We start from the raw sequence: 12,430 nt of genomic DNA, 5'->3' as shown, positions 1-12,430 counted from the left end.
TCGGCGTGGGGCGCTTTACCCCACCCGCACCGCGACCGCACCCAGCTCCGAGCGAGCAGCGGCGACGAGATCGACCTCGATGGCCGCGATCGCGCGATAGCTGGCGATGTAATGCTCTATCTGGGTTTTGTGTTCGTCGAAACCGATCGGCTCGCGCGCCACGGTCGCGGCGGCGGCCTTGGCCACCGAATGCAGGGCCTGGCCCAGCCGGTCACATTCCTCGAGCAGCGCGTCATCGGCGAGCAGGCGAATCACATTGAACAGCAGCGGAAGCCGGTCCAAGGTGTGCAGGATCTGGGCTTCGGCCTCGTCGACGGTGTCGGCGTTCCATTCCGCGCGCCGGTCGAGCTGATCGGTGACCTCCTCGGAGATGGCGAGGATGTCGGAGACCGCGTCGAGCACCTTCTCCCGGCGCCAGCGGTCGTGATCGCGGCTCGCGGCGGCCTCGTGGGTGGCTTCGGTGGTGCGTTGGGCCGCTTCGACGGCCGCGGCCGCGCGCTCGTCGGCGGCGATGATCGCGCGGCGATGCGAGCGGTTCGCGGCCACGATCGTCAGCGACAGCGCAACGACGACAACAACCGAACTGATGAGAGGCAGCCACGCAGTCACGCCCGCCATCATCGCACCACCCGCGACGGACTCGTCCCGGGGTCGCCGATGCTCCCACTGGATGAGACGGCCGCGGCCTACAACCCGAACGCCGTCTCGAGCAACGCGTCGATCGCCGAACACTGGCGCGCCGACGGCACCGCGCCGGCAGCGAGAAGGTCCGCGACCAGGCCGACGATGTCACGGGCGGCAGCGCTGTCCGGTGCGGGCAGCGGCAGCTGCGCCACGTACTGCGTCATCCAGCGGCGGCGCCCGGAATAGAGCCGGTTGCCGCACATTTCGTCGTAGAAGCGCAGGCCCAGCCGCGAATTGGCGACCGCCAGCAGGAGATAGGCCAGATCGTCATCGCCGAGGTCGGGCACCGAAATCCAATAGCAGTTGCCGTTGACGATCGCACCGGAGCGATCCAGCGCGAAGCGGGCGGTGGCACTGATATCGGGGAACACGATCTTCGGCGCCGCCCACAACGCCGGCTGCTGCGGCACCCAGATCTCATACCATTCGCGCCCACCGTCGGCGACGTAGCGGCGACTGCGCAACCGGTCGGCGTGCGCGTCGAGATAGGCGCGCGTGTCCGGATAGTCGGCCAGATCGACCAGCGTGCGCCGGGCATGGTCGAGCACGTACGGGTACAGCACCCGATGCGCGGGGGCAGGCGAGACCCGCCACGGCAGCAGATCGTGCTGGGTCAGCAGCGGACGCAACAACGCCTCCTCCGGGCAGGGCTTGCGTTCGTGCCAGCGGTCGGAGATGAACACCGGGTCCGCGGTGGTCTTGATCCCCACCCGGATGCGCGCCACCTCACCGAAACGGCGCCAGGTGCCTGCCTGCACTCGCTGCAACCACGCATCGCCGGCGGTATGCGACAGCCGCCAGGGCCTGCGCGGCTCCTGCGGCGCCACCAGCCGCCCGGACCGGATCGCGATGGTGCGTCCACCGTGGTCGATGACGGTGTCACCACCTTTGGTCAGTGCCTCGTAGAGGCCGATCGCGCTGGTCGGCGTCGCCTGCGCATCCTGATAGGCGGAGGTGTACACGCACCGCGACACCTCCTCAGCGGTCCGATTGCGGGCGACGACGATCGCCGGCAGCACCGCGGCGGCGAACAGTTTGGTGTCACCGAGGTCGTAGAGCTCGACAGGTTGCAGCGACTGCCGCAACACCGCCCGCACGTTCGCGCCGGCACGCGTGGTCAGGAACCGGTTCGAACACAACAGCCCGACCACCCCGTCCGGGCGCAGCAACGCCGGCAGCAACGCCACGAACGGATGGGTCAGATCGATGCGGCCGCGCAGCCCGAACCGCGCGGCCAGCAGTCGGGCGGTGTCCTGCCCCAGCTGCTGGACCCGCACATACGGCGGATTGGTGATCACCGCATCGAAACCGGCGGTGTCGAGTTCGGTTCGCGCGTCCAGGAAATCGCCGGCATGCAGCTCGACCGCGACACCGAAACCCGCGGCCCGCGCCCGAGCCACCTCCAGCGCATCCTCGTCCAGGTCGTAGCCGGTCAGCCACACCGGCACACCGGGCCGATGCTCGGTCACCGCACGGTGCGCGGCGAACAGCAACTCACCATCACCACAGGCCGGATCGAGTATCCGCAGCTCGCCGCGCTCGCCGTCGAGATGCTCGACCACCCGTTCGGCCAGAAACCGCGCGAGATCGGTGGGCGTGTAGTGCTTACCGTGCCGTTTGATCTCGGCCGGACTGTCGCTCACCCGCTCTCCGCTCCGTCGACGCAGGCCTCGGTGTAGACAGCGTACGAGGCGAACCACCAGCGGCGACCGGAATCGGCTCAGGTTCGTCGCGCCGGATTCGGCTCACCTCGACGCGAATCCGCCGGACCCCGTCCACCGCCGCGACCAGCGTCTCCCCGGCGGTGTCCGCGCCGCACCACCGACCGAAGCGCTGGCAACCCCGCGCGCGGATGGTAGGAAAGGGTACGTGTCGGCAACTGGCGGAGTACCGGGTTCACAGCAACGTTCGCGCGCGGTGTCGGAGGTGGTGGAGCTGGTCAGTGCGCTGATCCGGTTCGACACCTCCAATACCGGCGAGCTGGCCACCACCCAGGGTGAGCAGGAGTGCGCCGAGTGGGTGGCCGAGAAACTGCGCGAGGTCGGCTACACCACCGAATACGTCGAATCCGGGGCCCCCGGCCGCGGCAATGTGTTCGCCCGCCTGCCCGGCGCCGACTCCTCGCGGGGCGCGCTGCTCATGCACGGGCACCTGGACGTGGTGCCCGCACGCGCCGAGGACTGGAGTGTGCACCCGTTCTCCGGCGCGATCCGCGACGGCTACGTGTGGGGCCGCGGCGCGGTCGACATGAAAGACATGGTCGGGATGATGCTGGCGGTGGCGCGCCAGTTCAAGATCGAGGGCACCGTGCCGCCGCGCGACCTGGTGTTCGCGTTCCTCGCCGATGAGGAAAACGGCGGCAAATGGGGCTCGCACTGGCTGGTCGACAACCGGCCCGACCTGTTCGAGGGCATCACCGAAGCGGTGGGGGAGGTGGGTGGTTTCTCGCTGACGGTGCCGCGACCCGACGGCGGGGAACGGCGGCTGTATCTGGTGGAGACCGCCGAGAAGGGGCTGGGCTGGATGCGGTTGCGGGCCAAGGCCCGCGCCGGGCACGGCTCGTTCCTGCACGAGGACAACGCCGTCACCATCCTCGCCGGCGCCGTCGCCCGCCTGGGCACCCACACCTTCCCGCTGGTCGTCTCCGATTCGGTGGCCGAATTCCTGGCCGCGGTATCGCAGGAATCCGGGCTCGACTTCGACCCGCACGGCCCCGATATCGAAGGCACCCTCGCCAAACTGGGGTCGATCGCCCGCATCATCGGCGCCACCCTGCGCGACACCGCCAACCCGACGATGCTCGAGGCCGGCTACAAAGCCAACGTCATCCCGCAAACCGCCGAAGCCGTGGTGGACTGCCGGGTGGTGCCCGGCCGGCAGGCCGCCTTCGAACGCGAGGTCGACGAGCTGATCGGCCCGGACGTGGAACGGGAGTGGATCACCAAACTCGACTCCTACGAAACCACCTTCGACGGCCACCTCGTCGACGCCATGAACGCCGCCATCCTCGCCCACGACCCGCAGGGCCGCACCGTGCCCTACATGCTCTCCGGCGGCACCGACGCGAAAGCGTTCGCCCGCTTGGGAATCCGCTGCTTCGGTTTCGCGCCGCTGCGGCTGCCGCCGGAACTGGACTTCGCGGCGCTGTTCCACGGCGTCGACGAACGCGTCCCGGTCGACGCCCTCGAATTCGGCACCCAGGTGCTGGAACACTTCCTGCTGCACAGCTGAACCGATCCGAGATGAGGAGCCAATGAGCCACAACCCCTACGACGCTCTCCCGCAGGTACCGACGTTCACCGTCACCTCCGACGACGTGACCGACGGCCAAACCTTCGGCAACGACCAGGTCAGCGGCGTGTTCGGCGCCGGCGGCAAAGACGTCTCACCGCAGCTGTCGTGGTCGGGATTCCCGGCCGAAACCAAGAGCTTCGCGGTGACGGTGTTCGACCCCGACGCTCCCACCGCCTCCGGTTTCTGGCACTGGGCCGTGGCGAACATCCCGGCGTCGGTGACCAGCCTGCCCGCCGGCGCGGGCAGCCAGGGTGGTGAACTGCCCACCGGGGCGGTGCAATTGCGCAACGATGGCGGGTTCGCCGGATTCGTCGGCGCCGCCCCGCCGCCGGGACACGGACCGCACCGCTACTTCATCGTCGTGCACGCCGTCGACGTCGACTCCCTCGACATCCCCGCCGACGCCAGCCCCGCCTTCCTCGGCTTCAACCTGTTCTCCCACACCCTCGCCCGCGCCACCCTGGTCGCCACCTACGAACAGCACTGACCCGGACAAGGCCGTGGCCCTGAGCGTCCTCGCTCAGGGCCACAGCGCCATCGGCAGGACTTCGGGCTACTTGACGTTGATCACGCCCTCGGCGACGGGATCGGCATAGAGGGCGGCGATCTCGCTGGCGTACTTCGCCGCGATCGGCTGCCGCTTCAACGACATCTTCGGGGTCAACTCGTCCCCGCCCGGCTCCCACACCGTGCCCAGCACGGTGAAGCGCTTGATCTGCTCCACCCGCGATAGTTTCTTGTTGCCCGTCTGCACCGCGGCCAGCACCTCGTCGAGGATTTCGCGCCGCTGGGCCAGCCCGGCGATATCGGTGTCGGTGGCGTCGAGTTCCTTGGCCCGCACCGCCGCGATATCCGGATCGAGCACGATCAGCGCCGCGATATAGGGTTTGGCGTCACCCACGGCCACGACCTGCCCGATCAGCGACGACGCCGCCTTTACCGAGTTCTCGATAGTGGAGGGGGGGATGTTCTTGCCCGCCTCGCTGATGATGAGTTCCTTCTTGCGGTCCACGATGCGCAGGTAGCCGTCGGCGTCGAGGGTGCCGACATCGCCGGTGCGCAGCCAGCCGTCGTCATCGAAGGCCTCGGCGGTCTTATCGGGCATATTGCGGTAGCCGCGGGTGACGATCGGCCCGCGCACCAGCACCTCGCCGTCGGCGTCCAACCGCAACTCCAGCCCGTCGACCGGACGCCCGACCGTGCCGGGGCGCGGCTTGTCGAGCTCGGTGTAGGTGCCTACACCAGTGGTCTCGGACATGCCCCACACCTCCGAGACGGTGAACCCGAGACCGAGGAAGTATTCGAGGGTTTCCGCCGGAATCGGCGCCGCACCCGAGGAGGCCACCTTCAACTGGTCCAATCCGAGTGCGGCCCGCAGCTTCGACAGCACCAGCGCGTCCGCGAGCGGATGTTGCAGGCGCAGCGCCAGCGAGCGGCCGGTGCCGGCCAGATCGGCGCGGGCGGCGGCGACCCCGGTGGCGATGGCCCACTCGGCCAGCGACTTCTTCACCCCGGTCTCGGCGGCCAGCTTGGCTTCGATGCCGGCCTTGATCTTCTGCCACACCCGCGGCACCCCGAAGAACACCGTCGGACGCGCATCGGGCAGTGCGGCGGCGACCTCGCGCGGATCGGGCACGGTGGTGAGCTGGATGCCGGTGAGCAGGTTCATCGCGTGCGCGGAAATGCGGTCGGCGACATGGGCAGCCGGCAGATACGACACGATCCGGTCATCGATGCCGACCGTGAGCGGTCCGTTGACCAGCGCGATCACCTGCGCGAGCACATTGCGGTGGGTAATCTCCACACCTTTGGACGGGCCGGTGGTGCCGGAGGTGTAGATCAGGGTGGCCAGGTCGTCGGGTTGCACCGCCTGCCAGGCGGCGTCGAAATCGAAGTCCGCGCTCGCGGCGGCCTCCACGTCGTCGAGTGTCAGCGCGCCGGTGACGGGGCCGTCGACGACGATCAGATGCTCGACCGGCACACCCGAGCCGTTGATGGTGTCGAGGAACTTCTGCTCGGTGACCACCACCTTGTTCGCGGCGTTGGTGAACAGGTGGGTGATCTGCTCGGAAGAGCTGGTGTTGTAGATCGAGAACGGTGTCGCGCCCAGATGCAGGGCCGCGGTGTCGATCAGATTGAACTCGGGCCGGTTGGTGAGCATGATGCCGACGGTGTCGCCGTGCCCGACGCCCAATCCGGCCAGACCCGCGGCCAGCGCGCGCACCCGCGCACCGTATTCGCGCCAGGTGATCTCCTGGGTGCCGCCGACCGTGCGCAAGGCGACCTGATCGGGGCGCAGGGTGAGGGTCTGCTGGAAGGCTTGCGGCACCGTGTAGACGGTGGTGCCGCTGGGATGGGCGTAGCCGATATCTGTTGTGGTCATGTTCCGTTTCCCGATGTCGCTGCGTGAACCGAGCGCCTCGGCGGCCCTCGCCCGGCGGCGCGGCGATCTGTGCGGGCGCACCGAGAGCGCGGCACCGAGTGACGCGGCTCACTCATGGTAGCGGGAAACCGGACATTTGTGACCTGGGTAACGAAACCTCCCCAGCTACCGGCCCGGGCGCACGGCAGCATCCCGGACCGGCCTGTCGCGACGCTAGTTCCGGCCGTGCGGCTGGGGTTCGGGCCGATCCAGCAGCGCCGCCTGCGACTCCCAGGAGGAAGTGTCGGTGGGGATCCAGTGCCCGCGCCGCTGGCGTTTGGCCTCCAGATACTGCGCCGCCCGGTCGCTGAGGGGGGTGGTGGCCAGCGGGACCGCGGTGACCGCGATACCGGCGGCGGTGAGGGCGGCGACCTTGTCGGGGTTGTTGGTCAGCAGCCGCACCCGCGACAACCCCAATCCGAGCAGGCTGGTCGCGGCGTGGGTGTAGGTGCGGGCGTCGGCGGGCAGGCCGAGGCGTTCATAGCTGGTGAAGGTGTCGGCGCCGGAGCGTTCGCTTTCGCGGTAGCCGTGCGCCTTGGCCACCAGTCCGCAGCCGCGGCCCTCCTGCTCCAGATACACCAGCACACCGGCGCCTTCGTCCTGGATGCGGTCGAGGGCCTTGGCCAGTTCGGGGCCGCAATCGCAATCCTGGGAACCGAGTGCTTCGCCGTAGAGGCAGCGCGAATGCACCCGGACCAGGCAGTTGTCGGCCGGTTCGCCGAAGACGAGCACATGCCCGTCGCCGGCGCCGCCTGCCACTTCCTGGACCCGGACCCTGATATCGCGCCCGCCGCGGGTGAACCGGTGACCGGTGTCGCCGGTCGGTACCGCAACTATGGTCAACGCGCCTCCTGTGTCGTACGGGGTCGTGGTGCCCCGCCGGTCCGGTGCGTGCTGCGCGATCGCGGCCGTACCGAACCTCGAGTGGTGTGGTTACCGCTCTTCCGGGCCGAGCCGGACGAGTCGGTCGATCTCGCCTGCCAGCGGCATGGCGCCCGGGATGTCACCGAAGGACTGGGTCGCCACCATCGCAGCGGTCGCCCAGACGTAGTCCTGTTCCTGCGCCGGGCGGCGCGCCGACAGGAGCCTATACGCCAATGCCCCGGCGAATGCGGCCCGGGCTCCGGGGGAATCGCTGAGCGCGGCGGGGAAGCGGCCGACGTCGAGATCGAGATCCTCCGACCGCACCGTGCACGCGAAATCGTCGATGACACAGACGGTTCGGACCCCGAGCGCGCGCAGATGCCGGGCGATGTGATCGCCGGAGGTGGCCTTGACCTCCGGCACCATCTCATCCAGCTCCCAGGTGGCGCCCATCAGGTAATCGACCGCCCCCAGATGCTGATACAGATGCTGCGGCGCGTCCACCGGCGGCGCCGGATGCACCATCAGCAGCGGCCGCGGCCGCATCCGCCGCACCCGCGCCATCACCTGCTCGATCACCGGCAAAGGCTGCTCGAAGGTCAGCAGGATGGCGTCGGAGGCGGCCAGGGCGCCGTTGAGGGCCGGGCCGGTGAGTTCGCGTTCGCCGAGACGGATGCGGTCGTCCTTGCAGCCGATGCTGGCGGCCACACCGGTGGCGGTGATCATCACCGAGGTCACCGGGGTGGCCGCGTCGCGCACGATGCTCACCAGTTCGGTGTCGACGTTCTCCGCGCGCAGATAATCCAGGATCTGCCGGCCCGCCTCGTCGTCACCGACGGCGGCCACCAACCGCACATCCAGGCCCAGCCGGGCGGCGGCCACCGCGCGGTTGAGGCCCTTGCCGCCGGGATGAGCTTCGAAACTGCCACGGGTGGAGGTGCCCGCGGCCGGGACGTGGTCGACGCGGTAGATGTGGTCGATGACCGCGTCGCCGATCACCGTCAGCACACCCGGCGCCGGCTCGTGCGCGTCCGTGGTGGTGACGGTGATGCCGGCGTCGACGGGGGAGCCGAACACCGGTCCGGTGGTCAACAGCCCGGCCAGGGCGCTGAAGGCGCGACGTTCGGGGGTTGCGCGCAACGACCGCACCGTCGGTGCGGGTGGGATGTGGTCGGCGTCGGCGGCCTCGTGCAGCAACTGCCACTGCTGGGTCAGGTATTCGCGGCGCTCGCCGAGATCCTGGGCGTAGAGGCGATCCAGATCGACACCGTCGGGCGTGTCCTCGCGCAACAGGCCCAGTGACAATTCGGCATCGGTGATCAGACGGTGGGTCGCGGGCAGGTGACGGGCCAGATCGCGCACCACCGGCAGCACCGCCTCCTCAGGGGACAAGCCGGTGCGGTGGGCGTGGCGGCGTACCGCGGGCAGATCCAGCAGCGGTCCGACGTCGATCTCGGTGGTGCGCAACCGTTCCGGGCTCAGACCCGACCGCTTGCACAGGCGCGTGAGGATGTTGCGCACGGCGACCATGCCCGAGTCCTGCTGGACCATGGCGTCCCACCTTTCGGCATTTACCGATCGTGAACGAGGTTTAACCACCAGACATTCCGGCAATTACCATATCGCAACGGCAATTGACCGCCACTTCCGGCAAATGACACACTGGTGGTGAGATAGCGCCGCACCAGACGGACGGGAGGCCCTGGTGATGACAACGACGCTGAGGATCGGCAGCCGCCGGCGCAGGCACCCACAGCCCGCCGGCCGCATCGGGACGGACCCGGACGCATCCACACCCTCGCGGTAGCGCCCGACCCCCATCCCGCTCCGCACGACGGTAGCGACGCCGCGCCGGAGAAGTTCCGGCCCGGTCTCGGTGCCGGAGTTCGTCAGGAGGCAGCTGTGACCATCTACGCCACCGACTGGTCGATGACCAGCGATATCACCCCCGAGACAGCCCATCGTGTGCCCGGTGAGCACGCCACGCCCTGGCGGCTGAGCTGGCTACCGGATCGGCGGCTGACCGCCGAACAGGCCCGCGCCGGTATGGAACTCGACGAAATCGTCAGCGACCCGGCCCTGGTCTACGACCAGACCGCCCTCGCCCACGGCGCGAACCTTGCCGGGCTGCTCGGACTGCTGTGGGAACACGCCCTGGTGCTGCTCTACAAGCGCCTCAGCGCCCGGATCCTCGAGGGCGCGACGGTGCCCGCGGACCTGGACGACGATGTCCGGTTCGCGGGCGACCCGCCCTGCGTGCTCAGCTGACCGCGCCCGCTCAGGCGGGCGCGGTGTGCTCCGAGCCCACGGCCTCGGCCAGGCTCGCGTAGCCGTTCTCGCGCAGCTTCTGCGCCAGCCCCCGATGAATGCGGCGCGTCCACAGCAGCCCGCCGTAGATGAATCCGGTGTAGCCCTGCAACAAGCTCGCCCCCGCGCGGATGCGTTCCCACGCCTGATCGACGGTTTCGATACCGCCCACCGACACCAGCACCAGCCGGTCACCGACCCGGGCGTACAGCCTGCGCAGCACCTCGAGGGAACGATCGGCCACCGGCGGACCCGACAGCCCACCCGCCCCGATCTGCTCGACGGTGGCCGCGTCACTGGCCAGCCCGTCACGGCCGATGGTGGTGTTGGTGGCCACGATCCCGGCCAGCCCCAGCTCCACCGCCAGATCGGCGACGGCGTCGATATCGTCGTCGGACAGATCCGGTGCGATCTTCACCAGCACCGGCACCTCGACGGTGTCGAGCACCGCGCGCAGCAGCGGACGCAGCGACTCCACTGCTTGCAGATCACGCAGGCCGGGAGTGTTGGGGGAGCTGACGTTGACCACGACGAAATCGGCCAGTGGACCCAGCAGCCGGGCGCTGGTGGCGTAGTCCTCGGCGGCGTGCTCGGGTTCGACGATCTTGGTCTTGCCGATATTGGCCCCGATCGGCACCGTCGGGCGGCGCCGGGCATGCAGTCGCGCCGCGGCGGCGGCCGCGCCCTCGTTGTTGAAACCCATGCGGTTGATCAGCGCCCGGTCGGCGGGCAGCCGGAACAGACGCGGCGCCGGGTTCCCGGGCTGGGCCTGCGCGGTGACGGTGCCGATCTCGGCGAACCCGAAACCCATCGGACCCCACGCGTCGGCGCCGGTGGCGTTCTTGTCGAAGCCCGCGGCCAACCCCAGCGGCGCCGGGAATTCGACCCCGAACACGGTGCTACGCAGGATCGGATCGTGGTTGACCAGCAGCCGCTCGAGCACAGACCGCGAGGGCGGGAACGCGGTGGCCGCGCGCAGGACGGCGAAGACGAGATGGTGGATGCGCTCGGGCGGAACCAGGAACATCACCCGCAGCAATAATCGGTACAGCATCGAGCTCACATCCCCGGCCCGGAGGTGACCGGGCTGCTCAGCGGGGTGCGGCGGCGCCGCAGCAGGACTCGGCGGCTGCCGTCGGTGTAGGCGCGCACCCGCGACAGTTCCCAGCCGCCGTACTCGGCCTGGATCGCCAGCCGCATCGACGCGGTCACCCTGGTCACATCCGGTGGCAGCCGCAGCGGCACGTATTCGTAGTCGTCGGTGCTGGTTTCCCAGCCGGCCGGTAGCGCCGCGCGCCGGCTCGCTGCCATCACTGCCCTCTCTTCCGCTCGTCCGCACGGATCCGCTGCAGACCGTCACCGGTCGCGGACCCGACGAACAGATCGCCGCTGCGCTCATCGACGGTCACCGAGTTCGGTTGCCCGACGGTGGGGTAGCGGCCCACTTCCTCCGGTATACCCGTCGACAGGTCGAAACCGACGACTTCGTTGCTCTGCGTGCACGTCACCCAGACGGTGTCCGACCGTTGGTCGTAGGCGAGTGCGTAAGGCGACGATCTTACCGGGAAACGCTGATGCAACACGAGCGGTCCGGTCGTGTACACCAGCAGTTCCCCGCCGGCGGTGTCGGTGACGACGATGCGCCCGAACCGGTCACCGATCATGTGGGTGGCCCCGTCACCGGCACGCAGCGCCAGCCCGAGGTGGTCTTCAGCGGGGTCGATCTCGGTGATCGAGGTCTGGCGGCGATCCAGCACCGCCACCCGGTCACCGGCCACGGCCAGCGCATCCGCCGAGATCAGCCCGTCCACGCTGTCGCCGACCCGGCCCTGCGCGTCGAGCCAGAGCACCCGGCCGTCGGCGGTGCCGACGATGAGCCCGCCGTCGGCACCCGGGTGCACCGAACGCGCGTCGCCGTCGACGGGGATCTCGGTGACGGCACCGGTGGTGACGTCCACGCGCAGCACCCGCCCGGTCGTGGGGATCAGCACTTCGCCGGGCGCGCCCTGCACCACGGTGGCGCCGGGAGCCGCCAGCGCGACGGTCTTGGTCGCTTCCGGCGCGGGATTCGCCGGGTCGATGAGGTAGACCGCGGCCGTGTCGGGGCGCGCGTCCAGGGCGGCGATCCGGCCGGTCCGCGCCTCGGCGACGAGTGCGCCGATCGGCGCGGGCACCGCCTGCACGGAGCCGGCGGGGGTGGTGGCCTGTTCGGGAGAGACGGCGGCGGTGGCAGGATCACGGGTTGGCACCTTGTCCGGGTCGGTCTCGGACGAACAGCCCGCCAGCAATGCCAGCACCGTCACACCTGCCAGTATTGCGGGGACCGAGCCGCGTGGGCGCATCCACGAACTCCTTCTACCTTGTGACACAACCGCGAACCACACCATCTGACCACGGGCGGTGCGGTGAGCACGCGGGAGGGGTTTGCGACCGCCTCCGACGGATAATTGTGATGGGGAGTTACGGTTGAGCCAGCACAACGTCCAATGTCAGGAGTTCCGGTTGAAATCAGAACATCCTTCGGGATTTTCGATCGACGACTTAACGATTGGTCCGTTTGCTCACGGATTCGGGACGACCGACGACGGCCGGCCGTTCGCCTTCCGCACTGTCCGCTCCACCCTGCGCCTCGAGATCTACCGCGCCGACCTCGACACCGACGTGCCCGCCCCCGAGGACGTGGTCGCCGTCGCGGAGGTCAAGGTGACCGATATCGATCTCGACGACGAACGCAGCGTGATCGCATTGGTGCGTGATCTGGTCCCCGAGGCCGAACCCACCGTCGCCGACCGCGACGTCACCACGGTCCGGGCGCTGCTGGGCCGAATAAGCTCCGTGATCGATGGTATGTAGGTAGTG

The 12,430-nt window shown here is 69.3% G+C and carries 12 protein-coding genes; 4 read left to right on the top strand and 8 right to left on the bottom strand.

Annotated features, from left to right (window positions below; all coding sequences use genetic code 11):
• Positions 1–15 precede the first annotated feature (15 nt).
• Together NOCYR_RS13950 and NOCYR_RS13945 are read right to left on the bottom strand one after the other, a co-directional pair.
• Entirely contained in the window at positions 16–609 is a 594-nt protein-coding gene (locus NOCYR_RS13950; RefSeq protein WP_148280634.1) for a hypothetical protein, read from the bottom strand.
• A 77-nt stretch (positions 610–686) separates the two neighbouring features.
• Entirely contained in the window at positions 687–2,327 is a 1,641-nt protein-coding gene (locus tag NOCYR_RS13945) for an Eco57I restriction-modification methylase domain-containing protein (protein ID WP_014351025.1), read from the bottom strand.
• A gap of 226 nt (positions 2,328–2,553) precedes the next feature.
• On the opposite strand from NOCYR_RS13945, the gene NOCYR_RS13940 reads away from it, so the two are divergent.
• Both NOCYR_RS13940 and NOCYR_RS13935 read left to right on the top strand, forming a co-directional pair.
• The gene (locus NOCYR_RS13940) at positions 2,554–3,915 is read left to right on the top strand and encodes a M20/M25/M40 family metallo-hydrolase (protein ID WP_081505398.1); all 1,362 of its coding nucleotides are present in this window, start codon (positions 2,554–2,556) and stop codon (positions 3,913–3,915) included.
• A gap of 22 nt (positions 3,916–3,937) precedes the next feature.
• A complete protein-coding gene (locus NOCYR_RS13935) occupies positions 3,938–4,465 on the top strand; it encodes a YbhB/YbcL family Raf kinase inhibitor-like protein (RefSeq protein WP_014351023.1) in 528 nt (175 codons plus the stop codon).
• A 66-nt stretch (positions 4,466–4,531) separates the two neighbouring features.
• Here the strand turns inward: NOCYR_RS13935 and NOCYR_RS13930 are convergent, their stop codons facing one another.
• From NOCYR_RS13930 to NOCYR_RS13920, 3 genes are all read right to left on the bottom strand, one after another.
• Entirely contained in the window at positions 4,532–6,361 is a 1,830-nt protein-coding gene (locus NOCYR_RS13930) for an AMP-dependent synthetase/ligase (protein WP_014351022.1), read from the bottom strand.
• A 213-nt stretch (positions 6,362–6,574) separates the two neighbouring features.
• On the bottom strand, positions 6,575–7,243 hold the full coding sequence (locus NOCYR_RS13925; RefSeq protein WP_014351021.1) for a GTP cyclohydrolase II: 669 nt from the start codon (positions 7,241–7,243) through the stop codon (positions 6,575–6,577).
• 90 nt (positions 7,244–7,333) lie between these two features.
• Positions 7,334–8,815 carry a PfkB family carbohydrate kinase gene (locus NOCYR_RS13920; RefSeq protein WP_014351020.1) on the bottom strand — a complete coding sequence of 494 codons (1,482 nt, stop codon included), beginning with the start codon at positions 8,813–8,815 and terminating at the stop codon, positions 7,334–7,336.
• A gap of 351 nt (positions 8,816–9,166) precedes the next feature.
• Between NOCYR_RS13920 and NOCYR_RS13915 the strand changes: the two genes are divergently transcribed.
• Positions 9,167–9,532: a hypothetical protein gene (locus tag NOCYR_RS13915; RefSeq protein ID WP_014351019.1), complete on the top strand. Its 366-nt coding sequence runs from the start codon at positions 9,167–9,169 to the stop codon at positions 9,530–9,532.
• Between the two features lie 10 nt (positions 9,533–9,542).
• Here the strand turns inward: NOCYR_RS13915 and NOCYR_RS13910 are convergent, their stop codons facing one another.
• The 3 genes from NOCYR_RS13910 to NOCYR_RS13900 are packed head-to-tail and all read right to left on the bottom strand — an operon-like array spanning position 9,543 to position 11,913.
• A complete protein-coding gene (locus NOCYR_RS13910) occupies positions 9,543–10,622 on the bottom strand; it encodes a quinone-dependent dihydroorotate dehydrogenase (RefSeq protein WP_048834162.1) in 1,080 nt (359 codons plus the stop codon).
• 8 nt (positions 10,623–10,630) lie between these two features.
• Positions 10,631–10,882 carry a DUF5703 family protein gene (locus NOCYR_RS13905; protein WP_014351017.1) on the bottom strand — a complete coding sequence of 84 codons (252 nt, stop codon included), beginning with the start codon at positions 10,880–10,882 and terminating at the stop codon, positions 10,631–10,633.
• A complete protein-coding gene (locus tag NOCYR_RS13900; RefSeq protein WP_048833343.1) occupies positions 10,882–11,913 on the bottom strand; it encodes a YncE family protein in 1,032 nt (343 codons plus the stop codon). The genes NOCYR_RS13905 and NOCYR_RS13900 overlap by 1 nt, the downstream gene beginning before the upstream one ends.
• Positions 11,914–12,073: 160 nt before the next feature.
• Here NOCYR_RS13900 and NOCYR_RS13895 point away from each other — a divergent pair, with 160 nt between their 5' ends.
• A complete protein-coding gene (locus NOCYR_RS13895; RefSeq protein WP_014351015.1) occupies positions 12,074–12,424 on the top strand; it encodes a hypothetical protein in 351 nt (116 codons plus the stop codon).
• Positions 12,425–12,430 lie beyond the last annotated feature (6 nt).

This window comes from Nocardia cyriacigeorgica GUH-2 (genome assembly GCF_000284035.1).
GTDB classification, from domain to species: Bacteria; Actinomycetota; Actinomycetes; order Mycobacteriales; family Mycobacteriaceae; genus Nocardia; species Nocardia cyriacigeorgica_B.
This window is presented reverse-complemented; position numbering and strand designations above follow the sequence as displayed.